The organism is Geodermatophilus sp. Leaf369 (assembly GCF_001424455.1).
In the GTDB taxonomy this organism is placed as follows: Bacteria; Actinomycetota; Actinomycetes; order Mycobacteriales; family Geodermatophilaceae; genus Klenkia.
In genome coordinates, this window is sequence record NZ_LMQA01000002.1 from 174500 (window position 1) to 197637 (window position 23138).

20 protein-coding genes are annotated in these 23138 nt (G+C 74.5%); 14 read left to right on the top strand and 6 right to left on the bottom strand.

The window, feature by feature from the left end:
- Window positions 1-8: 8 nt before the first annotated feature.
- Complete coding sequence (locus ASG36_RS09655; RefSeq protein WP_082523102.1) at window positions 9-455, top strand: GNAT family N-acetyltransferase; 447 nt, start codon at window positions 9-11, stop codon at window positions 453-455.
- On the opposite strand, the gene ASG36_RS09660 is transcribed toward ASG36_RS09655, so the two are convergent.
- A complete protein-coding gene (locus tag ASG36_RS09660) occupies window positions 435-2150 on the bottom strand; it encodes a helicase (protein WP_055763213.1) in 1716 nt (571 codons plus the stop codon). The two genes, ASG36_RS09655 and ASG36_RS09660, sit on opposite strands and share 21 nt — an antisense overlap.
- A gap of 74 nt (window positions 2151-2224) precedes the next feature.
- Window positions 2225-2935: a hypothetical protein gene (locus tag ASG36_RS09665; protein ID WP_055763216.1), complete on the bottom strand. Its 711-nt coding sequence runs from the start codon at window positions 2933-2935 to the stop codon at window positions 2225-2227.
- A gap of 133 nt (window positions 2936-3068) precedes the next feature.
- Here ASG36_RS09665 and ASG36_RS09670 point away from each other — a divergent pair, with 133 nt between their 5' ends.
- The gene (locus ASG36_RS09670) at window positions 3069-3944 is read left to right on the top strand and encodes an alpha/beta fold hydrolase (protein ID WP_055763219.1); all 876 of its coding nucleotides are present in this window, start codon (window positions 3069-3071) and stop codon (window positions 3942-3944) included.
- Here the strand turns inward: ASG36_RS09670 and ASG36_RS09675 are convergent.
- The gene (locus ASG36_RS09675) at window positions 3941-7204 is read right to left on the bottom strand and encodes a DEAD/DEAH box helicase (RefSeq protein WP_055763224.1); all 3264 of its coding nucleotides are present in this window, start codon (window positions 7202-7204) and stop codon (window positions 3941-3943) included. The two genes, ASG36_RS09670 and ASG36_RS09675, sit on opposite strands and share 4 nt — an antisense overlap.
- A gap of 80 nt (window positions 7205-7284) precedes the next feature.
- Here ASG36_RS09675 and ASG36_RS09680 point away from each other — a divergent pair, with 80 nt between their 5' ends.
- Window positions 7285-7509, top strand: coding sequence for a hypothetical protein (locus tag ASG36_RS09680; protein ID WP_055763226.1), 225 nt, complete (start codon window positions 7285-7287; stop codon window positions 7507-7509).
- Between the two features lie 46 nt (window positions 7510-7555).
- Window positions 7556-9196 carry a phosphoglucomutase (alpha-D-glucose-1,6-bisphosphate-dependent) gene (pgm, locus tag ASG36_RS09685; RefSeq protein ID WP_055763229.1) on the top strand — a complete coding sequence of 547 codons (1641 nt, stop codon included), beginning with the start codon at window positions 7556-7558 and terminating at the stop codon, window positions 9194-9196.
- A gap of 93 nt (window positions 9197-9289) precedes the next feature.
- On the opposite strand, the gene glpK (ASG36_RS09690) is transcribed toward pgm, so the two are convergent.
- Together glpK (ASG36_RS09690) and ASG36_RS09695 are read right to left on the bottom strand one after the other, a co-directional pair.
- Window positions 9290-10807 (bottom strand): glycerol kinase GlpK, encoded by a 1518-nt coding sequence (gene glpK, locus ASG36_RS09690; RefSeq protein WP_055763232.1) that lies wholly within the window; start codon window positions 10805-10807, stop codon window positions 9290-9292.
- Between the two features lie 47 nt (window positions 10808-10854).
- Window positions 10855-11592 (bottom strand): MIP/aquaporin family protein, encoded by a 738-nt coding sequence (locus ASG36_RS09695; protein WP_235494814.1) that lies wholly within the window; start codon window positions 11590-11592, stop codon window positions 10855-10857.
- Between the two features lie 207 nt (window positions 11593-11799).
- On the opposite strand from ASG36_RS09695, the gene ASG36_RS09700 reads away from it, so the two are divergent.
- The 10 genes from ASG36_RS09700 (at window position 11800) to ASG36_RS09745 (ending at window position 20762) form a co-directional block, all read left to right on the top strand.
- The gene (locus ASG36_RS09700; RefSeq protein WP_055763238.1) at window positions 11800-12519 is read left to right on the top strand and encodes an IclR family transcriptional regulator; all 720 of its coding nucleotides are present in this window, start codon (window positions 11800-11802) and stop codon (window positions 12517-12519) included.
- 1 nt (window position 12520) lies between these two features.
- Window positions 12521-14032 carry a glycerol kinase GlpK gene (gene glpK / locus ASG36_RS09705; protein WP_055763241.1) on the top strand — a complete coding sequence of 504 codons (1512 nt, stop codon included), beginning with the start codon at window positions 12521-12523 and terminating at the stop codon, window positions 14030-14032.
- A 176-nt stretch (window positions 14033-14208) separates the two neighbouring features.
- On the top strand, window positions 14209-15939 hold the full coding sequence (locus tag ASG36_RS09710) for a glycerol-3-phosphate dehydrogenase/oxidase (RefSeq protein WP_055763244.1): 1731 nt from the start codon (window positions 14209-14211) through the stop codon (window positions 15937-15939).
- Entirely contained in the window at window positions 15908-16414 is a 507-nt protein-coding gene (locus ASG36_RS09715) for a GNAT family N-acetyltransferase (protein ID WP_055763247.1), read from the top strand. The genes ASG36_RS09710 and ASG36_RS09715 overlap by 32 nt, the downstream gene beginning before the upstream one ends.
- Window positions 16415-16448: 34 nt before the next feature.
- Window positions 16449-16883, top strand: coding sequence for an SRPBCC family protein (locus ASG36_RS09720; RefSeq protein ID WP_055763251.1), 435 nt, complete (start codon window positions 16449-16451; stop codon window positions 16881-16883).
- Between the two features lie 88 nt (window positions 16884-16971).
- A complete protein-coding gene (locus ASG36_RS21910) occupies window positions 16972-17661 on the top strand; it encodes a hypothetical protein (protein WP_157498749.1) in 690 nt (229 codons plus the stop codon).
- Between the two features lie 89 nt (window positions 17662-17750).
- Window positions 17751-18830 carry a M20 family metallopeptidase gene (locus tag ASG36_RS09730; RefSeq protein WP_200944424.1) on the top strand — a complete coding sequence of 360 codons (1080 nt, stop codon included), beginning with the start codon at window positions 17751-17753 and terminating at the stop codon, window positions 18828-18830.
- 57 nt (window positions 18831-18887) lie between these two features.
- Window positions 18888-19304, top strand: a complete 417-nt coding sequence (locus ASG36_RS09735; RefSeq protein WP_055763256.1) for a VOC family protein — start codon at window positions 18888-18890, stop codon at window positions 19302-19304.
- 7 nt (window positions 19305-19311) lie between these two features.
- Complete coding sequence (locus tag ASG36_RS09740) at window positions 19312-20268, top strand: hydroxymethylglutaryl-CoA lyase (protein WP_082522986.1); 957 nt, start codon at window positions 19312-19314, stop codon at window positions 20266-20268.
- Window positions 20265-20762: a flavin reductase family protein gene (locus ASG36_RS09745; RefSeq protein WP_055763259.1), complete on the top strand. Its 498-nt coding sequence runs from the start codon at window positions 20265-20267 to the stop codon at window positions 20760-20762. Before ASG36_RS09740 ends, ASG36_RS09745 begins: the two co-directional genes overlap by 4 nt.
- On the opposite strand, the gene ASG36_RS09750 is transcribed toward ASG36_RS09745, so the two are convergent.
- Complete coding sequence (locus tag ASG36_RS09750) at window positions 20759-23095, bottom strand: SpoIIE family protein phosphatase (RefSeq protein ID WP_055763262.1); 2337 nt, start codon at window positions 23093-23095, stop codon at window positions 20759-20761. The two genes, ASG36_RS09745 and ASG36_RS09750, sit on opposite strands and share 4 nt — an antisense overlap.
- Window positions 23096-23138 lie beyond the last annotated feature (43 nt).

The following is a 23138-nucleotide window of genomic DNA, read 5'->3' on the forward strand; positions in this document are numbered from 1 at the left end:
CTGGGGTCGTGATCGTCGAGAAGCGCTTCGCCGACCTGACCCCGGCCCAGCTGTACGGCCTGCTCAAGCTGCGGGTCGACGTGTTCGTGGTCGAGCAGGACTGCCCGTACCCCGAGCTCGACGGCCGGGACACCGAGCCGGGCACGGTGCACCTCTGGGTCGAGGAGGACGGCGTCCCGGTGTCCTGCATCCGGGTGCTGGAGAACGGCGAGGACCGGGCCATCGGCCGGGTCGCCACCGCCGTCTCCGCCCGGGGCCGGGGGCTCAGCGCGCAGCTGGTGACCCGTGGGCTCGAGCTGTGCGCCGGGCGCACCGTGGACATCGGGGCGCAGGCGTACCTGGAGGCCTGGTACGGCCGCTTCGGCTTCGTCCGGTCGGGCGAGGACTACCTGGAGGACGGCATCCTGCACCTGCCGATGCGGGTGGTCGCCGGCTCAGTCGCTCCCGGTGAGTGAGGCCGCGGGCAGCCAGTCGGCGTCGAGCAGCTCGGCGATCTGCTGCAGCCCGGCGGTGTCGCCGCCGGCCGTCTGGCCGGTGACCGCGAGCCGCTCGACCATCACCTTGGCCACCTGCTCCTCCACGGTCTCCTCGGCGTAGGCGATCCGCCACGGGGACACCTGGTGGTCGCGGTGCGTGCGGCCGGTGACCTGCCGGGCGGCGATGCCGGAGAACCGCGGCTGGTGGAACAGCCCGACCCGCGGGGTGGTGGACGCCGGCGCACCCCCGGGGAGCTGCTCGCCGGCGTGCAGGCTGATGGACGCGGTCACGGTGAACACGCAGACCCGCGACTCCCCGGTCTGGAACCGCAGCCGCTCGGCCTCGACGTCGAAGCGGTCCCTGCCGTAGACGCCCGAGACGCCGACCCCGGCGTCCAGCAGGGCGGTCCGGATCGGGTCGGCCGCGGTCTCCACGAACTCCACCGACACCGCGACCTGCCGGTCGGCCTCCACCTGCGCCTTCACCCAGTCGACGGTGGCCTGCACCCGGATCAGCCCGGCCTTCTGCCGGAACCGCATGAGCGCGGCCCGCCCGCGGGCGGTCTCCTTCTTCCGGCGGGCGAGCTGCATCTCCTCGCGGAAGGCGCTCCACTCCTGCTCGTAGGCCGCCCGCTCGGCCGGGGTCAGCGCCACCGGCGTGCCGGTCACCTGCACCTGCCCCCAGGGGGCCGGCCGGTGCAGGGTCGAGGGCGGATCGGTGTCGGTGAGCCAGCCGCGCAGCCGTGCCAGGTCGGCCCGCCGCTCGTTGGGGTCCTCGGTCCAGGTGGCCCCGTAGCGGCCGCGTTCCACGTGGAACCCGTGCTCGGCGAGCTTGGTGGGCAGGTCGGCCCAGGCCCGCAGCGGCTCGTCGTGCACCGCGGCCAGGTGCGGCGCCAGGTAGGGCAGCTCGAGCGGGGAGTGGGCCGGGGTGGCGGTGGCCAGCAGCACGAACGGGGCGTCCTTCACCCGGCCGGACCCGGAGACCGCCTTCCAGTGCTTCCACCGCTGGGTGGTGGTGTGCCGGACCATGTGCGCCTCGTCGGCGACCACGACGTCGAAGGACAGCCCGCGCACCTTGGCCAGCCGGTCCCAGGTGGTCACGCACCAGCGCAGCCCGCCCGAGCCGAACGCGGTGATCGACCGGGTCCAGTGCGGCACGGTGATCGCCGCCGGCCGGTCGGCGACCACCAGCACGGTGCGGGCGCCCCGGCGTGCGGCGATCTGCTGCACGGCCAGGACCGCCGTCCCGGTCTTGCCCACGCCCGGGTCGTCGCCGAGCAGGAACATCCGGCCACCGGCGGCCTCGTGGGCCGCGATCGCGGCCGCCCCGCTGACCTGCTCGGCCCGCGGGGTCATCGAGTCCCCGGCCGGCACCGGGCGTGCCTCGTCGTTGAGCTGCTCCTCCAGGAAGCGCTCGAAGGTGTACGGGCCCGGGTCGTAGACGGCCAGCTCGGGCGGCAGGGCGGCACCCACCCACACGTGTGCCTGCAGCTCCTTGTGCCAGACCGCACCGGGCGCCGGTGCCCGGAACGGCACCGCGAGCACCCACACCCGCTCCCCCGGCCCGGCGACCGGCACGTCGGGTGCGGCGACGGCCGTCCGCGGCTTCCGGGGTGCGGCCTTGCGGGGTGCGGCCTTCCGGGTCGTGGTGGCGCGGCGACGACGACCGGGCACGGGGCTCCTCAGCAGGGGACGACGGGGACCGCCCCGACGCTACGGGCGGGGTCCGACGCTCCCGGCGCGGTGGGTCAGGCGGCCAGCGAGCGGATGCGGCGGTGCGCCCCGGCCATCGCCAGCACGGTGCCGGTGGCGGTCACCGGGTCCAGGTCACCGCGGGCGGGTTCGGCGTCGGGCACCCCGAGCAGCTCCTGGAACGCGGTCGCGGCCCAGCCGGCCTCCAGCGGGCACAGCTCCGGGTGGAACTGCACGCCGGCCACCCGGGAGCCGAGCGTGAAGCCCTGCAACGGCGTCACCGCGTTGCTCCAGAGCAACCGGGTGCCCGGGGTGCCGAGGAACGCCGTCGGCACCTGCTGGGCGTGCGCGGTCGCCACGTGCAGGTCGGGGACGCCGTGGCCGTGCACCGTGGTGGTGCCGGCCTCCCCGCCCGAGGGCACCGGCTCGGGGTCGAGCTGTCCGGCGACGGCGGCGATCATCTGGGCGCCCAGGCAGATGCCCACCACGCTGGCCCGGTCGTCGGCGGCGACGTTCAGGGCGGCGCGGACGGCGTCCAGGCGTTCGGCCATCGCCGCGCTCCCGGAGCCGATCGCCTCCAGGCCGCCGCTGAACACGTGCAGCACCCCGTCGCGGCCCCGGTGCTCGGCTGCCGGGTCGCCCCACGGCACGAGCGAGACCCGCCAGCCGAGGGTCCCGAGCACGGTGGCCAGCGGATCACCCCAGGCGACACCCGGCCACACGGTGCCGCTGCCCTGCCAGACCACCGCCTCGCCGCTGAACGTCATGACCACACCATGACGCTGTGTCACGGGCAGAACGGTCGCGCGACACGAACGGGGAAGCGTGCTCCCGTCCCACCGGCCCCGTTGCCCTCCTCCTCCCCCAGGGTCCCCGTGCGTCCCGTGGTCTCATCGGGGGGTGAGCGAGGACCTGGAGCTGTCCACCCGCACCCTCGGCGAGGCAGGACCGCGGGTCGCCTTCGTGCACGGTCTGTTCGGGCAGGGCCGCAACTGGACGACGATCGCCCGCCGGCTCGCCGATCCCACCGAGGCCGGACCGGGGCACCGGGTCACCCTGGTCGACCTGCCCAACCACGGGCACTCGCCGTGGACCGACCGGGTCGACTACGTCGACATGGCCGAGCTGCTGGCCGGGCTGCTGGCCTCCTGGGGCGAGCCGGTGACGCTGGTCGGGCACTCGATGGGCGGGAAGGTGGCCATGCAGCTGGCGCTGCGGCACCCCGAGCTGCTGCGCGCCCTCGTCGTCGTCGACATCTCGCCCTCGACCTACCCCGAGACCGGCGGCCGCACCGACGACCCGTACGAGGAGGCCTCCCCGTTCGCGGCCTTCATCGCCGCCATGCAGGCCATCGACCTGGACGCCCTGGCGACCCGGGAGGACGCCGACGCCGCCCTGCGCGCGGCGGTGCCCAGCGACATGGTGCGCGGGTTCCTGCTGCAGTCCCTCGTCCGCGACGGGTCCAGCGGCTGGCGGTGGCGGCTGAACCTGGCGACCCTCGGCCGCGACCTGGGCGTGCTGCGCGGGTTCCCCGAGCCCCCGCCCGGTGCGGTGTTCCCGGGCCCGGTGCTGTGGATCGCGGGAGCGGACTCGACGTACGTGCTGCCGGAGGACCGGGCCCGGATGGACGAGCTGTTCCCCGCCGTCCGGCTGGTGCGGGTGAAGAACGCCGGGCACTGGGTGCACTCGGAGGCCCCGGAGGTGTTCACCGAGGCCGTGCGCCGGTTCCTCGACGGAGTCGAGCAACGGCACGGCCTGGCCCAGGTCGAGGCCTAGGCGAACAGCCCGCGCACGTCCTCGGCGGTCAGCGCTCCGGAGGACAGCGCGCCCTCGCCCACCACGTCGGAGAACAGCTCGGCCTTGCGGGCCTTGAGCTCCATGACCTTCTCCTCGATGGTGCCGGCGGCCACCAGCCGGTAGACCATCACGGTCTTGTCCTGGCCGATCCGGTGCGTGCGGTCGACCGCCTGGGCCTCGGTGGCCGGGTTCCACCACGGGTCGAGCACGTAGACGTAGTCGGCCTCGGTGATCGTCAGGCCCGAGCCGCCGGCCTTGAGGCTGATCAGGAAGACCGGTGCGTCGCCCTGGCGGAACCCGTCGACGACGGCGTCCCGGTCCTTGGTGGAGCCGTCCAGGTAGGCCCACTCGATGCCCTCGGCGGTCAACCGGTCCCGGATCCTCCCCAGGAACCGGGTGAACTGGCTGAACACCAGCACGCGGTGGCCCTCCTCGACCACCTCGGTGAGGTGCTCGACGAACGCGTCGGCCTTGCTGGAGGCCACGCTCGCGTAGTCCGGGTCGATCAGCGAGGGGTCCAGGCTCAGCTGCCGCAGCAGGGTGAGCGACTGGAAGATGGTGAACCGGTTCTTGGCCAGGTCCTCGACCAGGCCGAGCACCTTCTGCCGCTCGCGCTGCAGGTGCTTCTGGTACAGCTCCTCGTGCTCGGGGTTCAGCGTCACCTCCAGCACCTGCTCCTGCTTGGGCGGCAGCTCGGGGGCCACGGACTCCTTGGTGCGGCGCAGCACCAGCGGCTTGATCCGGCGGCGCAGCGAGGCCAGCCGCTCGCGGTCGCCGTCCCGCTCGATCGGCGTCCGGTAGTGGTGGGTGAAGGCCGAGGGGTCCGGGAACAGGCCCGGGGCGGTGATCGACAGCAGCGACCACAGGTCCATGACGCTGTTCTCCAGCGGCGTGCCGGTCAGCGCGAGGGTGAACGGGGCGTCCAGGCGGCGGGCGCACTGGTAGGTGCGGCCCTGGTGGTTCTTCACCGTCTGCGCCTCGTCGAGCACCAGACCGCGCCACGGCAGCGCCTGCAGCTGCTCGTCCTCCAGCCGGAAGACCGCGTAGGAGGTGACGACGACGTGCGCGCCGGCCACGTGCTGGGCCAGCGGCGTGCCGCGGCGCCGCTCGGTCTCCCGGACGACGGCGACCTGCAGCCCGGGGGCGAAGCGGGCCGCCTCGCGGGCCCAGGTGGACAGCACGCTGGTCGGCGCCACGACCAGCACCGGGGCCTCGTCGAGGTCACCGGCCTCGTGCGCGCGGGCCAGCAGCGCGAGGGTCTGCAGCGTCTTGCCCAGCCCCATGTCGTCGGCCAGGATCCCGCCGATCCGGCGGTCCCAGAGGAAGGACAGCCAGGCGAACCCGTCGTGCTGGTAGGGCCGCAGCTGCGCGGTCAGCCCCGCCGGGACCTCCGGTCGGTCCCCGGTGCCGGCGTCCAGCAGGCCCTGGACGTCGCGGGTCCAGCGGGTGCTCTGCTCCTCCAGCACGCCGAGGGTGAGCAGCTCCTCCCACCAGCCGGCCTGCAGCCGGTTGACCGCGACCACGCCGTCGGCGGGCACGTCCTCCAGCGCGCGGGCCTCCTCGATGAGCTGGCGCAGCCGGTCGAACTCCGGGCGCTGCAGGGAGAACCAGGTGCCGGTGACCAGCATCAGCCGGGTGCGCCCGGTGACCAGGGCCTGGAAGAGCACCGAGAACGGCACGACCTGGCCGTCGACGGTGATCGCGACCCCGAGGTCGAACCAGTCGGACTGGGTGTTGTCGCGGGCGGTGAAGGTGATCTGCGGGGCCGCGGTGGACTGCCGGTAGTCCGGCGGCGAGCCGACGACGGTGAGGTCGACGCCCGCGTCCTCGCGCAGCGCGGGCAGCACCTCGGAGGTGAACTCCATGGCCTCCATGCCGCGCAGCTCGGCCGCGGGGGTGAGCCGCCGGTCGACCGTCCACAGCTCGGGCACCCCGCCGACCGGGCCGGGCAGCCGGGTCTCCAGCGCCCGCTCGGCGTCGAGGTCGCGGCCGGAGCCGGGCTGCGCGGTGTCCCCAGGCGCGGCCGGTGGGAAGGACCGGTCGGGCCCGTAGCGCACCGTCCACGCGATCTCGACCGACAGGTCGCCGGGGTAGGTGGCGGTCAGCGCCAAGCGCGGGGGGACGACGTCGGGCAGCTCGACCGACCCGTCGCCGGACACCACCGGCACCCGGCTGCGCAGGTCGGGGTACCAGTCGCGGAGGAACCGCCCGACGTCGGCGGCCGGGACGTCCAGCGGCCGGCCCCGGGCGGCGAGCCCGGCCAGGGTGGGCGTGGCCGGCCGGTCGAGGCGGGCCAGCAGGAGCGCGGTCTCCGGGTCGGGTTCGTGCACGGTGACCCCGTGCGCGGGGTGGCCGAGGAAGGACAGCGCCGCCGGGTCGACGGCCCGGCCGTCCACCCGCACGACCGCCTGCAGCTGGGCGCCGCCGCCGGCCTGCTGGCGGGCGTCGACGGCGAGGTCGGCGGGGGCGTCGGCGAGCACCACCGGCTGCTGGCGCGGGCCGGCACCGGACAGCACGACCCCGTCACCGAGGGCCTGGTCGAGCATCCGCCACAGGCCCGGGCCGAACTCGTGCAGGTACACGTCGGTGGGCGCGTAGGAGTAGTACTGCCCGCGCGAGGCCTGGTGGGTGGCGTACAGCGCGCGCAGCGCGGCCAGGTGCCGGCGGTCCCACCCGGACTGGGCGGCGTCGTACTGCAGCTGCTTCCAGGTGATGCCGGTGCGCACCCACCGGCCGTTCTTGCCCGGGACGACGGGGCGCAGCCGGACCAGCCGCGGCCGGGAGCCCGGCGCGCCCACCGAGGCCCGGGCCGCGGGTTCGGCGGAGACCTCGAACTGCAGGCCCAGCGGCACCCGGGTCGGGGCCCGGCCGGGGGCCTCGGTGCCCTGGACCAGCTCGGTGAGGGTGCGCTCCCACTCGGGCAGCTGCACCGTGGGTCCCACCGCCGACGAGCGCAGCGCGAGCAGCGCGGCGACCGCGTGCTTGCACTCCACCGCGACCGGGCAGGTGCACACGCTCGTCCAGCCCTCGCGGCCCTGGCCGGCCAGCACCATCGTCGTCCGGTAGGGCTGGGAGGCGGTGCCGCGGACGGTGGCGGTGACCCGGCGGCCGTCGCGGGAGAGGTCGACCGCGGTCACCGCGCCCTCGTTCAGCACGGTCAACGCGCGCCGGAACACCTCGGGTCCGACGTGTGCCGTGAGAGCGGCGTCCGACGCCTCCTGACGCCACTCCTCGAGCACCCGTCCAGGCTACGGCGGGGTGCTGACGGTCCCGGCCGGTCTCGTCGGGCTGTGGACGACGGCGCGGGTGAGACTGGTGCATGGCCACCACCTGCGACAGCTGCCGGACCCGCTTCGACGAGGCGCCAGTGCGCACCCCGACCGGCCGGACCCTGTGCCCCGACTGCGGGACCACCTTCCAGGGCCAGGTGGCCGGGATGGTCGCGGCCGGCTCGAACGCCACGCCGTCGGAGCGGGTGGCCCAGGGGATCGCCACCGGCGGGTGGTTGCACCGGGTGAAGAAGGCGATGGGTCGCTCGGACTGAGGGCCTCCGGTCGCCGGAGCGGGCCCGGGCAGGCCAGGATCGACCCATGAGCACCGAGCGCGCCGGGACCCCGGCCCAGCCCGCGGACCTGGTCGACGTCCCGCACCTGGTCACCGCGTACTACGCCACCGAGCCCGACCCCGAGGACCCCGGCCAGCAGGTCGTCTTCGGCACCAGCGGACACCGCGGGTCCAGCCTGGACGGCGCCTTCAACGAGGCGCACATCCTGGCCACCACCCAGGCCATCGTGGAGTACCGGAGGGGCCAGGGCTTCGACGGCCCGCTGTTCATCGGCCGGGACACCCACGCCCTCAGCGAGCCGGCCTGGGTGAGCGCCCTGGAGGTGCTGGCCGCCAACGACGTCACCGTGCTCGTCGACAGCGAGGACTCCTTCACCCCCACCCCCGGCGTCAGCCACGCCATCCTGCGCGCCAACGCCGGCCGGACGAGCGGTGCGGGCCTGGCCGACGGCATCGTCGTCACGCCCTCGCACAACCCGCCCCGCGACGGCGGCTTCAAGTACAACCCCCCGCACGGTGGCCCGGCCGACTCCGACGCCACCGGCTGGATCGCCGGCCGGGCCAACGAGCTGCTGCGCGCCGGTCTGGAGGGCGTGCAGCGCGTGCCGTTCGCCCGGGCCCGGGCCGCGGCCGGCGTCTACGACTTCACGAGCACCTACGTCGAGGACCTGCCCCAGGTGCTCGACCTGGAGGCGGTCCGCTCGGCCGGCGTGCGGATCGGCGCCGACCCGCTCGGCGGCGCCAGCGTGCACTGGTGGGGCCGGATCGCCGAGGCCCACGGCCTCGACCTCACCGTGGTGAACCCCCTGGTCGACCCCACGTGGCTGTTCATGACGCTGGACTGGGACGGCAAGATCCGGATGGACTGCTCCTCGCCGGCGGCGATGGCCTCGCTGATCAGCCGCAAGGACGAGTTCCAGATCGCGACGGGCAACGACGCCGACGCCGACCGGCACGGCATCGTCACCCCCGACGGCGGCCTGATGAACCCCAACCACTTCCTGGCCGTGGCGATCCAGTACCTGTTCAGCCACCGCCCGGGCTGGTCGGCCGACACCGCGGTGGGCAAGACGCTGGTCTCGTCGTCCCTGATCGACCGGGTGGTCGCCGACCTCGGCCGCCGGCTGGTCGAGGTGCCGGTCGGCTTCAAGTGGTTCGTGCCCGGACTGCTCGACGGGTCGGTCGGCTTCGGCGGCGAGGAGTCCGCCGGTGCCTCGTTCCTGCGCCGGGACGGCGGGGTGTGGACGACGGACAAGGACGGCATCCTGCTCGCCCTGCTCGCCAGCGAGATCCAGGCGGTGACCGGGAAGTCGCCGTCCGAGCACCACCGCGAGCTGACCGCCCGCTTCGGGGAGTCCGCCTACGCCCGGGTCGACGCCGCGGCCAGCCGCGAGGAGAAGGCGAAGCTGGGGAGGCTGTCGCCCTCCGACGTCACCGCGACCGAGCTGGCCGGGGAGCCGATCACCGCCAAGCTGACCGAGGCCCCGGGCAACGGGGCGAAGGTCGGCGGGCTCAAGGTGACCACGGAGAACGCCTGGTTCGCCGCCCGTCCGTCGGGCACCGAGGACGTCTACAAGGTCTACGCGGAGTCCTTCAAGGGCGCCGACCACCTCGCCCAGGTCCAGGACGAGGCCCGCGCCGTCGTCTCGGCGGCCCTGGGTTCCTGACCCTCACGAACGACTGGCCGCCCTCACCAGTGCTGGTGAGGGCGGCCAGGGTTGGATCAGGTCACCTGATCCACGCTGCGGGGCAGCGGGGCGTCAGGAGACGTCGTCGTCGACCCAGTCCAGGGTCTTGGTGACGGCCTTCTGCCACTGCCGGTACTGCCGCTCGCGCTCGCCGGTCTCCATGGCGGGCTCCCAGCGCTTGTCCTCGGCCCACTTGGCGGTGAGCTCGTCGAGGGAGGACCAGAAGCCCACGGCCAGCCCGGCGGCGTAGGCCGCGCCCAGCGCCGTGGTCTCCACGATCTTCGGCCGGATGACCGGGACGTCGAGGACGTCGGCCTGGAACTGCATGAGCAGCTCGTTGCCGACCATGCCGCCGTCCACCCGCAGTTCGGTGAGGTCGACGCCGGAGTCGGCGTTCATGGCGTCGAGGACCTCGCGGGTCTGGAAGGCGGTGGCCTCCAGGACGGCGCGGGCGATGTGGCCCTTGTTCACGAACCGGGTGAGCCCGACCAGGGCGCCGCGGGCGTCCGAGCGCCAGTGCGGGGCGAAGAGGCCGGAGAACGCCGGGACGATGTAGGCCCCGCCGTTGTCCTCGACGCCGGCGGCCAGGGTCTCGACCTCCGGGGCGTCCTTGATCATGCCCAGGTTGTCGCGCAGCCACTGCACCAGCGAGCCGGTGACGGCGATCGAGCCCTCGAGGGCGTAGACCGGCGCGGCGTCGCCGAGCTTGTAGCAGAGCGTGGTGAGCAGGCCGTTCTCCGAGGGCACGGCCTCCCCGCCGGTGTTGAGCAGCATGAAGTTGCCCGTGCCGTAGGTGTTCTTGGCCATGCCCTTCTCGAAGCAGACCTGGCCGAAGGTCGCGGCCTGCTGGTCGCCCAGCGAGCCCGAGATCGGCACCCCGGCGAGGAAGCCCGCGGCCCGGCCCTTGCCGTAGACCTCGGAGTTGGACCGGATCTCCGGGAGCATCGACATCGGGATGCCCATGTCCTCGGCGATGTCGGGCAGCCACTCCAGCGTGCGGTAGTCCATGAGCATGGTGCGGCTGGCGTTGGAGACGTCGGTGAGGTGCAGGCCGCCGTCGGTGCCGCCGGTCATGTTCCAGATCAGCCAGGAGTCGATGGTGCCCATGACCAGGTCGCCGGCCTCGGCCCGCTCGCGGGCGCCGTCCACGTTGTCCAGCACCCAGCGGACCTTGGGGCCGGCGAAGTAGGTCGCCAGCGGCAGCCCGACCCGGTCCTTGTAGCGCTCGTCGCCACCGCCCAGGGCGGCCAGCTCGTCGCAGATCTTCCCGGTGCGGGTGTCCTGCCAGACGATCGCGTTGTAGACCGGCTGGCCGGTGGTCCTGTCCCAGACGACGGTGGTCTCGCGCTGGTTGGTGATGCCGACGGCGACGATGTCGGAGGTGGAGGCGTTCCCGCGGGCCAGCGCCTGGCCGACGACCTCGCGGGTGTTGGCCCAGATCTCCAGCGGGTCGTGCTCGACCCAGCCGGCCCTGGGGAAGATCTGCTCGTGCTCCTTCTGACCGGTCGCGACGATCGTGCCGTCGTGGTCGAAGAGGATGCAGCGCGTGCTGGTGGTGCCCTGGTCGATCGCGGCCACGTACTGGGCCATGGGGTGTCTCCTCTGCTCTGAGGTGCGGGGTCAGGACGGGGCGTGGGTCAGATGTTCACCTGGGAGAAGAGGCCGGCGACGACCGCTCCGACGAGCGGGCCGACGATCGGGACCCAGGAGTAGCCCCAGTTGCTGGCGCCCTTGTGCTTGATCGGGAGGATGGCGTGCGCGATGCGCGGGCCCAGGTCACGGGCCGGGTTGATGGCGTAGCCGGTGGGGCCACCGAGCGAGGCGCCGATGCCGACGACCAGCAGGGCCACGGCCAGCGGGCCGACCTCGGTCGGGGTGTCGCCGAACCGGATGATGATGTAGATCAGCACGAAGGTCGCGATGGCCTCGGTGAGCAGGTTGTCCACGGTGCTCTTGATGGCCGGGCCGGTGGAGAAGGTGCCCAGGATGGCGCCGGAGTCGGTCTCGGCGGCGTAGTGCTGGCGGAACGCGACCCAGGCCAGGACGGCGCCGATGATCGCGCCGAGCAGCTCGGCGACGAGGTAGACCACCGTGGACGCCACGGTGACCTCGACCCCGGGCGCGTACTCAGCCGCCCCGGAGGCCAGCAGTCCGATCGTGACCGCGGGGTTCAGGTGCGCCCCGGAGCTGGCCGCGGCGTAGACGCCGGCGAAGACGGCGAGGCCCCAGCCGAAGATGATCACGATGTAGCCGCCGCCGAGGGCGCCGGACTTCGCGAGGGAGACGTTGGCGACCACACCGACACCGAGCAGGATGAGGATCGCGGTGCCCGTGACCTCGCTGCCGAAGACGGTCATGAGGCTGACCTGGTCCAAGGGGAACTCCGTTCTGGGCCCGCGTCACTGCGGGCCGGTCGTCGAACCCGGGGAGTGGTGTGTCCCCCGTCACCCCGGGGTGTGTCGCTGCAGGACGCTAAGTGGCCCCGATCACCAGGCCAAGGGGACGTCGTACGACATCGTCGGACGGAACGGCACCGCCTCGTGCTGCCGTCCCGCCACCCGGGATGCCCTACCGTTCGGCGCGTGCCGGGCACCGTGCAGTCGATCGAGCGGGCCGCCGCCATCCTGCAGGTGGTGGCCGGCAGCGGGGGCACCCTCGGCGTGACCGACATCGCTGCGGCGGTCGGGCTGCCCAAGACCACCGCGCACAGCCTGCTGCGCACCCTGCTGGCCGTCGGGTTCGTCGAGCAGGACCGCGAGGGCCGGTACGCCCTGGGCACCGGCCTGCTCCGGCTGGGCGCCAGCCACCTCGACGTCAACGAGCTGCGCTCCCGGGCCTCGAACTGGGCCGACGCGCTGGCCTCGCGCAGCGGGCACGCCGTCCGGCTGGCCGCGCTGGTGGAGGACCGGGTGGTCGTCGTGCACCACGTCTTCCGGCCCGACGACTCCGTGCAGGTGCTCGACGTGGGGACGACGCTGCCGGCCGAGAGCACGGCGCTCGGCCGGGTGCTGGCGGCCTTCGCCCCGCACCGCTCCACCCGGGGCGTGCAGGACGTCGCCCGCGCCGAGCTCCCCGCCGTCCGCGCGCAGGGCTGGGCGGTGGAGTGCGGCGGGTTCGAGTCCGCGACCGGCGGGGTGGCCGCGCCGGTGCGCGGGTCCACCGGGCTGGTGGTGGCCGCGATGGGCATCGCCGGGCCGGTCGACGAGGTCTGCGACCGCCGCGGTGCGGCCCGACCCAAGCTGGTCGGCATGGTCACCGAGGCAGCGCACGCGGTGTCCCGCGAGCTGGGCTGGCGGGGCTGAGGTGGCCGAGCGCTACGTGCTGGCGGTGGACCAGGGGACGACGTCGACCCGGTCGATCGTGTTCGACCGCAGCGGCCGGATGGTCGCGGTCCGCCAGCGGGAGCACCGGCAGTGGTTCCCGCGGCCGGGCTGGGTGGAGCACGACCCGATGGAGGTCTGGGCCAACACCCAGCGCACCGCGGCCCAGGCGCTGCACGACGTGGCCGCCGCCGCCGGTGAGGTCGTCGCGCTGGGGATCGCCAACCAGCGGGAGACCACGGTCGTCTGGGAGAAGGCGACCGGCCGGCCGGTGACCCGGGCGATCGTCTGGCAGGACACCCGCACCGCCGACCTGGTGACCCGGCTGACCGCCCGTCCCGACGCCGGGATCGTCGCCGAGCGCAGCGGGATGGACATCGCCGGCTACTTCGCCGGGCCGCGACTGCGCTGGGTGCTCGACCACGTGCCCCGGGCCCGGGAGCGGGCCGAGCGCGGCGAGCTGCTGTTCGGGACCATGGAGACCTGGCTGGTCTGGAACCTCACCGGCGGCCCGGACGGCGGGGTGCACGTCACCGACGTGACCAACGCCAGCCGGACGTCGCTGATGGACGTGCGCACCTGCGCCTGGGACCCCGACCTGCTGGAGTTCTTCGGCGTCCCGGCCGCGCTGCTGCCCGAGATCCGGCCCTCGGTGGGCCAGCTCGGGGTGGCCACCGCCTTGAGCCCGGCCATCCCGATCACCGGCGCGCTGGGCGACCAGCAGGCCGCGCTGTTCGGGCAGGCCTGCTTCGCCCCGGGCGAGGCCAAGTGCACCTACGGCACCGGCAGCTTCCTGCTGCAGAACACCGGCACCGAGCTGGTCCGCACCCGGTCGGGGTCGATCTCGACGGTGGCCTACCAGCTGGCCGGGGAGCCGGTGCACTACGCGCTGGAGGGGTCGGTCGCGGTCGCCGGTGCCCTGGTCCAGTGGCTGCGTGACGGGCTCGGCCTGATCGGCACCGCCCCGGAGGTCGAGACCCTCGCGCGCACCGTGGCGGACAACGGCGGCTGCTACGTCGTCCCGGCGTTCTCCGGGCTGCTGGCCCCGCACTGGCGCGGCGAGGCGCGCGGGATGGTCGCCGGGCTGACCTCCTACGTCACCAAGGGCCACCTGGCGCGGGCGGTGCTGGAGGCGACGGGCTGGCAGACCCGGGACGTCGTCCGGGCGATGGCCGCGGACTCCGGGCTGCGGCTGCCGGCGCTGCGGGTCGACGGCGGGATGACCACCAACAACCTGCTCATGCAGTTCGTCGCCGACGTGCTCGACGTGCCCGTCGTCCGCCCGATGGTCGGGGAGACCGTGTCCCTGGGCGCGGCCTACGCCGCCGGGCTGGCGGTCGGGCTGTGGGCCGACGTCGAGGCGCTGCGGCGCAACTGGCACCGCTCGGCGCAGTGGAGCCCGGTGCCCGCGCGGGCCGCCCAACTGTCCGCGGAGTACCCCACCTGGGAGCGTGCGGTGGCGCTGTCCATCGCCTGGGGCGCCCCCTACCCGTGAGGGTGCGCGTCCGAGATTGTCGGACGCCGGGGTTCGCCGGGCCTGTGCCGCGGACCTACCGTGGACGTCAAGAGCCGCGGGTCACACCGCGGCCCACACATCGAGGTGCACCGGACCCCGGGGCACCCGACGCCGACGACGTCGTCCGTGTGGCGGCGAGACCACAGGAGCACCCCATGTCCGCTGTCACCCCGCTGGGTCCCGAGCAGCGCGCCGCCGCGTGGGCCGCGCTGGCCGCCGAGGAGTTCGAGGTCCTCGTCGTCGGTGGCGGCGTCACCGGCGCCGGTGTGGCGCTGGACGCGGCCACCCGCGGCCTCAAGACCGCGCTGGTCGAGGCCCGCGACTACGCCTCGGGCACGTCGTCCCGGTCCTCCAAGCTCTTCCACGGTGGCCTGCGCTACCTGGAGCAGTTCGACTTCGGCCTGGTCCGCGAGGCGCTGCACGAGCGCGACCTCGCGGTGAACCGGATCAGCCCGCACCTGGTCAAGCCGCTGCCGTTCCTCTACCCGCTGACCCACCGCGTGTGGGAGCGCCCCTACGTGACCGCCGGCCTGGCGCTCTACGACGGGCTGGCCCGGTTCGGCGCGCTCAGCGAGCCGATGCCCTCCCAGAAGCACCTGTCCCGCACCGGGGCGCGCAAGCTCTTCCCGGCCCTCAAGCCCGACGCGCTCGTCGGCGCCGTCCGCTACTACGACGCCCAGGCCGACGACGCCCGGCACACCCTCACCGTCGCGCTGACCGCGGCCAAGTACGGCGCCACCGTGCTCAACTCCGCCGAGGTCGTCTCCTTCCTGCGGGCCGGCGGCCGCGTCGTCGGCGCCCGGGTCCGCGACGTGGAGACCGGCCAGGAGATCGACGTCAAGAGCGAGGTCGTCGTCAACGCGACCGGCGTGTGGACCGACGACCTGCAGACCCTCGTCGGGGGCCGCGGCCGGTTCCACGTGCGGGCCTCCAAGGGCGTGCACATCGTCGTCCCGCGCGACCGGATCAACGGCGAGACCGGGCTGATCCTCAAGACCGAGAAGTCGGTGCTGTTCGTCATCCCGTGGGGCTCGCACTGGATCGTCGGCACCACCGACACCGACTGGGACCTGGACAAGGCGCACCCCGCGGCGTCCAAGGCCGACATCGACTACATCCTCGACCACGTCAACGAGGTGCTGACCACCCCGCTGACCCACGAGGACATCTCCGGGGTCTACGCCGGGCTGCGTCCGTTGCTCTCGGGTGAGTCCGAGGACACCAGCCAGCTCTCCCGCGAGCACGCCGTCGCCCGCCCCTCCCCGGGCGTCATCTCCGTCGCCGGCGGCAAGTACACGACCTACCGGCCGATGGCCGCCGACGCCGTGGACGCCGTGGCCGAGGACGTCACCCGGACCATCCCGAAGAGCGTCACCGAGGACGTGCCGCTGGTCGGCGCCGAGGGCTACTTCGCGATGGTCAACTCCCTGGACCGGCTGGCCGACCAGTGGGGCGTCCCGCGCTTCCGCGCCGAGCACCTGCTCAACCGGTACGGCTCGCTGACCCCGGACGTCCTCGAGCTCGCCGCCGACGACGCGTCGCTGCTGCAGCCGGTGCCCGGCGCCGAGGAGTACCTGATGGTCGAGATGGTGTGGGGCGCCGCCCGCGAGGGTGCGCTGCACCTGGACGACCTGCTCGCCCGCCGCACCCGGATCTCCATCGAGACCCCGCACCGCGGCACCGAGTCCGCCCTCCCGGTGGCCCGGGCCGTCGCGGGCGTGCTGGGCTGGGACGAGGAGCGGGTCACCAACGAGGTCGCCTCCTACGCCGCGCGGGTCGAGGCCGAGCGCCGCTCGCAGACCGAGGACAACGACCAGGAGGCCGACGCCGCCCGCGTCGCCGCGCCGGACACCCGTGCGGTGGCCGTCGGTCGCGCCCTCGTCTGAGCCGGGGCTGCGCCTGCTGACGGAGGCCGACTGGCCGCTGGAGCAGGCGCTGTCCCGGGACCCGCTGGTCGTCGCCGGCACGTCGGCAGCCCCGGACCTCACCGAGGAGGAGGCCCGGGCGCGGGTCGACCGGCTCCTCGCGCGCCGGGCCGCGGGTACGGGTGACCGGTGGGTCGTCGTGGCCAACGGGCTGGACGTCGGGGTGGTGGGCGTGCGGCTGGAGGACGAGGGCTGGGAGCTGGGCTGGGCCCTGCTCCCGGCCGGCCGGGGCCGCGGGCTCGCCTCCGGCGCCGTCCGGCAGGTCGCCGAGACGCTGCTGGCCGGGGGTGCCGAGCGGGTGCGCGCCCTGGTGCTGCCCGGCAACGCCGCCTCGCGCCGGGTGGCCACCCGGGCCGGCTTCGAGCGGGAGGGCGTGCTCGACCGGGGCGGACGACGCCTCCAGGTGTGGTGTCGACCCCCCGCCACGGGGGCATGACGGGGGTCCCACCACCCCGACCCCAGGAGCAGCCGTGCCCACCGTCGAACGGACCTTCGTCGTGCAGTGCCCCCTCGAGAAGGCGGTCGACTACCTCGCCGACTTCGCCCACGCCGAGGCCTGGGACCCGGGCACGAAGAGCTGCACGCCGGTCGACGGCCAGCCGGTGCAGGTGGGCTCCCGCTGGCGCAACGTCAGCGAGTTCATGGGCCGGGAGACCGAGCTGGAGTACCGGCTGGCCACCTGGGAGGCCGACCGCCTCGTGCTCGTCGGGGAGAACAAGACGGTCACCTCGACCGACGAGATCTCCTTCCGGGCCGTCGACGCCACCAGCACCGAGATCCGCTACCACGTGGACTTCGACTTCCACGGGGTCGCGTCCCTGGCCGGGCCGCTGCTCAAGCCGGCGCTGGAGAAGCTGGGCACCGACACCGAGGAGCAGATGACCCGGGTGCTGGCCACCGTCTGATCCCCCGGCCACCGGCAGGTCACCCCGCCGGGTGGCCCGGGTCGACCGCCTCCCACGGGGAACGGCCCGGTCCGGGCAGACTGGGCCGGTGACCGGGGCGCGAGACGACGGACGAGGCTGGGACGCGAGCCCGCCGGGGGCGGCGCCTCCCGGCGGTGACGGGCGCGGGTACGGGTCGGGGGCCACGGCGTACGGCGCCGGGGCGCCGCCCTACGGGCAGGGCGGACCCCCGCCGGCCTACGGCCCGGCCCCGGAGCCGTGGGCTGCCGCACCCCAGCAGCCGTGGGCCGGGCAGCAGGGCCCGTGGTGGACCCCGCCGGCCGTGCCGCTGGCGTGGCCCAAGGGCCCCGGCCGCCCGGCGCAGGGCACCGCAGCCGCAGTGCTCGGGTTCATCGCCGGTGGGATCGCGATCCTCTGGGGCCTGGTGGGCATCGTGCTGCTGGCCGGCTCGGACGGGGGCAGCGCCACCTGGGTGAGCGTGGTCGTGGGCCTGCCGGCGGGTGCCGCACTGATCTACGGCTCGATCCGGCTGCTGGCCGGCACGGACCGCTGGTTCGTCGTCGGGGGCGGAGCCGCGCTGGCCCTCACCGTGCTGCTGCAGGCAGTGGTGAGTGCGGCCTCCTCGTACGGCACCGCCTCGGGCCAGGCGACCCTGGTCGTCTTCCTGCTCCCGGTGCCGACGGTCGCCGCCGTGCTGGCCGCGCTGCCGCTGGTCGGCGGCTGGGTCGCCAGCAGGCGGGGTACCGGACCGCGGCAGGACAGCCCGCAGGGCTGGTAGGTCGGCTCGTCCGGGCCGGGTTCCACGTGGAACCCGGCCCGACGTGTGTCCGGGGTGCCGACCCCGACCGCCACGGGCAGGGTGGGCCGATGAGCATCGACGTCGTCGACCTGGTCCGCGAGCTCGTCCGCCGTCCCACGGTCTCCGGTGACCCCCGGCCCCAGCGGGACGTGATGGGCGTGGTCAGCGAGGTGCTCCGCGCGCAGGCGCCGCACCTGCAGCGCACCGACGGCGACGACGCCGACCAGCCGTGGACCCTGCTCACCACCCCCACCGACCCCGACCGGCCGCGGCTGCTGTTCGCCTGCCACGTCGACACCGTCCCGGCCGCGGACGCGACGCACTGGCAGCGCGACCCCTTCGGTGCCGACGCCGAGGACGGCCGGGTGTGGGGCCGCGGCGGCTCGGACATGAAGGCCGGCCTGGTGGCCGCGGTCGCCGCCGTCGCCACGGCCGACCCGGAGACCCCCGTCGGCCTGCTGCTCACCAGCGACGAGGAGATCGGCTCGAAGGGCGCCCAGGTGGCCGCCCGCGCGCTGCAGGGCACCCGCACGGGCGCGGTCGTCGTCCCCGAGGCCACCGGCAACGAGGTCGTGTTGGGCCACCGCGGTGCGCTGTGGCTCGCCGTCCGCGCCGCCGGGAGGGCCGCGCACGGCAGCACCCCGCACCTGGGCCACAACGCCGTCATGGACCTCGTCGCCGTCCTCCAGCGCGCCGGCACCCAGCTCCCGCTGGCCACCGAGGCGTTCCTCGGCACCGAGACCTGGAACCCGGGTGTGATCAGCGGCGGCACGGTGCCCAACGTCGTCCCCGACGCCGCCGAGGTGGTCGTCGACATGCGCACCGTCGGGGACGGCGCCGCGCTGCAGGCCTGGTGGCGGGCCCAGCCCGAGGTCGCCGACGTCGAGGTCCGGGTCGACCTGCCCCCGCTGCTCACCCCCGCCGACGACCCCTGGGTGCAGGCCCTGCCGGCGGACAAGCGCAGCCAGCCGGCCACCTACTTCACCGACGGCTCGGTCCTCGGCCCGGTCGCCGACGGCGCCCCGATCGTCGTCTGGGGCCCGGGCACCCCGGCGGTCATGCACGCCCGCGACGAGTACGTGGAGGTCGCCGAGCTCGAGCACGCCGCCCGCACCTTCGCCGAGGTGGTCGCCCGCTGGGACCGATGACTTCCGCCGGGCCCGCCGGTCCGAGAGGGTGACAGACCCCGCCCCAGAGGAGACCCGATGACCGCGAACCTGTGCCCGTACCTGTCCTTCGACGGCAACGCCCGGGAGGCGATGGAGACCTACCAGCGCGTGCTGGGCGGTGAGCTGACCGTGAACACCTTCGGGGAGTTCGGCATGGAGGGCCCCGACGCCGCCCGCGTGATGCACAGCCAGCTGGACACCCCCGACGGCATCCTGCTGATGGGCTCGGACACCGGCCCCGGCATGGGCTTCGAGAAGGCCGCGGGGGCCAGCGTGTGCATCAGCGGCACCGACACGGAGAAGCTGCGTGGCTGGTGGGCGCAGCTGTCCGAGGGCGGCGAGGTGCAGGTGCCGCTGGAGAAGCAGATGTGGGGCGACGAGTACGGCCAGTGCACCGACCGCTTCGGCACCCCCTGGATGTTCAACGTGGGGTCCGCACCGGACGCGGCATGATCGGGGGGTGACCGACTTCGAGCTCCTCCTGCCGCAGGCCGTCGACGTCCGCGAGGTCGGGATGCGCGATGGCCTGCAGCTGGAGGCGCCGGTGCCGCTGGCCGACAAGCTGGCGATGCTCGAGGCCCTGGTGGAGACCGGGGTGCGCCGGATCGAGGTGACCTCCTTCGTGTCCCCGAAGGCGGTGCCCGCGCTGGCCGACGCCGACGCGCTCGCCGCCGAGCTGCACCGCTTCCCGGGCGTGCACTTCTCCGCGCTGGTGGCCAACACCCGGGGTGCGCAGCGGGCCGTGGACGCCGGGATCGCCGACCTGGAGTACGTGGTCAGCGCGTCGGACAGCCACTCCCGGGCCAACGCCGGCCGGCCCACGAAGGACGCCGTGGCCGCCGTCCCGGACATCGCCGCGCTCGCCCACGGCGCCGGCGGCAGCCTCGAGGTGGTCGTCGCGACGGCGTGGGACTGCCCCTTCGACGGCCGCACCGCGCTGGACCGCACGGTGGACGTCGCCCGTGCCTCGGTCACCGCCGGCGCCGACCAGCTGTGCCTGGGCGACACCATCGGGACGACGACGCCGCTGCGGGTGGTGCGGCTGCTCGACGAGGTCCGCCGGGCCACCCCGGGCGTCCCCCTCGGCGTGCACTTCCACGACACCCGCGGCACCGGTCAGGCCAACGCGCTGGCCGCCGTCCAGGCCGGGGTCACCCAGCTGGACTCCTCGGTGGGCGGGCTGGGCGGCTGCCCGTTCGCCCCCGGCGCCAGCGGCAACATCGCCACCGAGGAGCTCGTGTACTGGCTGGAGGACTCCGGGGTGCGTACCGGCATCGACCTCGACGCCGTCCTGGCCGCCGCCGCGGTCACCCGGCGGGCGGTCGGCCGGGAGCTGCCCAGCTCGCTGTTCCGTGCCGGAGGTCGCAACGCCCCGCGCGGCACGTGGTCCCCGGAGGTGGTGGGATCGCAGGCATGAGCGAGCAGCCCCCGGAGATCGTCGACCCCCGTGTGATGCGGGACGTGCTCGGCCACTTCGCCTCCGGCATCACCATCGTCACCGCGATCGCCGACGACGGCCCGATCGGGTTCACCTGCCAGTCCTTCAGCTCCCTGTCGCTGGACCCGCCGCTGGTCGCCTTCGCCCCCGCGAGGAGCTCGACCACCTGGCCGCGGCTGCGCGAGGCCGGCCGGTTCTGCGTGAACGTGCTGGCCGACGACCAGGACCGGCTGTCCTCGCAGTTCGCCCGCTCGGGCACCGACAAGTACGCCGGGGTGAGCTGGGAGCCGAGCGCGCACGGCTCACCGGTGCTGGACGGCGTCGTGGCCTGGATCGACTGCGAGCTGTTCGCCGAGCACGAGGGCGGGGACCACACCATCGTCGTCGGCCGGGTGCTCGACCTCGGCGCGACGGCGGAGAAGGCCCCGCTGGTCTTCCACCGCGGCGCCTACGGCCTGCAGACGAAGGGCTAGTCGAAGCGGACGGCGATCAGCGCGACGTCGTCCCGGCGGTCGAGGTCGGCTGCGACCGCGTGGTCGCACAGGTCCTGCGGCAGCGCGTCCACCGGGGCGTCCCGCAGCCGCTGCACCAGCGTCCGGATGCCCTCGTCGAGGTCGGCGCCGGGGTGCTCGATGAGCCCGTCGGTGTAGCCGATCAGCGTGGTCCCCACCGGCACCTCGAGGTGCAGGGTCTCCCGACGGGACTCCCGGTCCACGCCCACCAGCAGCCCGCTCACCTCGTCCAGCACCTCGACGCTGCCGTCGGGTCGGCGGACGAGCAGCGGCGGGTGCCCGGCGTTGGCGATGGCCAGCGTCCAGGGCCGGCCCTCCCCCGCCGGGGGCTCGGCCCGCACGTAGGCCATGGTCGCCATCGAGGCCACGTGCAGGCCCTGGACCAGCCGGTCGACCCGGCCGAGCACGGCACCCGGGTCGGCGTCGGTGGGCTCCCAGACGCAGGCCCGCAGCAGTCCGCGCAGGTGGCCCATCGCCGCCGCGGCCACCACGTCGTGGCCGACCACGTCGCCGATCGCCACCCCGACCGACCCGTCGGGCAGCGCCAGCAGGTCGTAGAAGTCCCCGCCGACGTCGGCTGCGGTGGACGCGCTGACGTAGTGCGCCGCCGAGGTGATCCGCGGGATCTCCGGCAGGTCGGGCAGCAGGGAGCGCTGCAGGGTCTCGGCGACCTCGTGCTCCTGCTGGTAGAGCCGCACGTTGTCCATCGCGAGGGCGGCCCGGCGGGACAGGTCCTCGGCCAGGTCGACGTCCTCGCGGTCGAACCCGCGGTCGTCGCTGGTCATCACCAGCGCCATCGCGCCCAGCGTGCGACGCCGGGCCACCATCGGGACGCTGAGCACCGACGTGCCGCCCAGCCGGCGGAACAGCCCGGCGGTCGACGGGTGGCTGAACACCGCGGCGGTCCGCTCGTCGTCCATGTCCGGGATGAGCACCGGCAGCGAGGTGTCCAGGGCCTGACGGCTGGGGGACGCCTCCGGCAGGTGCATGGCGTGCAGGTTGCTGAACTGGCGCAGCTCGTCGTGCATGCCGTCGCGGTGCCGGGCCGCGGTCTCCCGGACGTCGCCGAACGGGTCGACGAGGGTGATGAACACCCAGTCGGCCAGCAGGGGCACGCACAGACCGGCCAACCGGTCGAGCAGCTCGCTCATCTCCAGCGTCGCCGACAGGGTGCTGGTCGCCTCGGCCATCAGCGCCAGGCGGCTCTGCGCCAGCTCCGCCTCGGCCGTGGCCCGCTCGGCGTCGGCGCGGGCCTGCTCGGCGACGGCCTGGGCGACCTCGGCCTCCCGGCGGGCGGACTGCTCGGCGGCGAACGCCGACGCCCGCTCGCCCTCGACCCGCACCCGCTCGGTGACGTCGGTCTGCACGCCCACGAAGCTGACCAGCTCACCCGTGCCGTCGAAGACCGGGGTGATCGACAGCTGGTTCCAGAAGGCCGTGCCGTCCTTGCGGTAGTTCAGCAGCGTCGTGGTGATCGGCTCCTGGGCCCGCAGGGCCGCGCCGATGGCGTCCACGGCCGCCCGGTCGGTGGCCGGCCCCTGCAGGAACCGGCAGTTGCGGCCCACCGACTCCTCGTAGGAGAAGCCGGTGACCCGGGTGAAGGAGGGGTTGACCCACACCAGCGGGTCGTCGGGCTGCCGGGGGTCGGTGATGGTGAAGGTGATGTCGGTGGCGACGACGGCCCGGTCGCGCAGGGCCTGCAGCTGGGCCTCGGGGTCGGCCGAGGTGCCGCCGTCGACCTGGAGGAAGACGACCAGGGCCAGCTGCTCGGCGTCGGGGTCCTGGGAGAGCGGGAACCCGGTGACCCACAGCGTGAGCGGGTCGCTGTCGTCGTCGGCGGCGCCGGCGCGGTCGGCGTCGGTGCTGCGCAGCGGCGACAGCCGCACGGCCTCCCCGGCGACGGGTGACCCGTCGGCCACCTGGGAGAGCGGGCTGCCGGTGCTGGCCAGCGGCGCGCCGGTGAGGTCGGTCAGGCCCGCCGACGCACCCCACTCGTCGATCGGGACCGGCAGCCGGACGTGCCCGGCGATCTCCACCGCAGCGGTGTTGGCGTAGACCACGGTGCCGGCGGAGCGGTCGATGACCAGCACGGCCACCGGGACGTCGGAGAGCACGCCGGGCAGCGCGGACCGGGCACCCTGGGGCCGGTCGGACACCAGGGCCTCGGCAGCGCCCACGATGCCGGCCTGCGAGGACCCGTCCGCCGGGGACGCCGCCACACCGGCGACCGCCGCGGCGGCTTCCGGGGGGACGGGGACCGACGCGGCCCGCGGCTCGTCGCGCTCAGACGGCACGCGGACAGCATAAGCGGGGGCTGTGACCCGGGACCGTTCCGCA

What these genes read in the sequence shown, in the direction of transcription:
- ASG36_RS09710 (WP_055763244.1), top strand. Translation starts at nt 14,209, where the DNA reads ATGTCCGCTGTCACCCCGCTGGGTCCCGAGCAGCGCGCCGCCGCGTGG.
- ASG36_RS09745 (WP_055763259.1), top strand. Translation starts at nt 20,265, where the DNA reads ATGAGCGAGCAGCCCCCGGAGATCGTCGACCCCCGTGTGATGCGGGAC.
- pgm (WP_055763229.1), top strand. Translation starts at nt 7,556, where the DNA reads ATGAGCACCGAGCGCGCCGGGACCCCGGCCCAGCCCGCGGACCTGGTC.
- glpK (WP_055763232.1), bottom strand. Translation starts at nt 10,807, where the DNA reads ATGGCCCAGTACGTGGCCGCGATCGACCAGGGCACCACCAGCACGCGC.
- ASG36_RS09680 (WP_055763226.1), top strand. Translation starts at nt 7,285, where the DNA reads ATGGCCACCACCTGCGACAGCTGCCGGACCCGCTTCGACGAGGCGCCA.
- ASG36_RS09730 (WP_200944424.1), top strand. Translation starts at nt 17,751, where the DNA reads ATGAGCATCGACGTCGTCGACCTGGTCCGCGAGCTCGTCCGCCGTCCC.
- ASG36_RS09735 (WP_055763256.1), top strand. Translation starts at nt 18,888, where the DNA reads ATGACCGCGAACCTGTGCCCGTACCTGTCCTTCGACGGCAACGCCCGG.
- ASG36_RS09665 (WP_055763216.1), bottom strand. Translation starts at nt 2,935, where the DNA reads ATGACGTTCAGCGGCGAGGCGGTGGTCTGGCAGGGCAGCGGCACCGTG.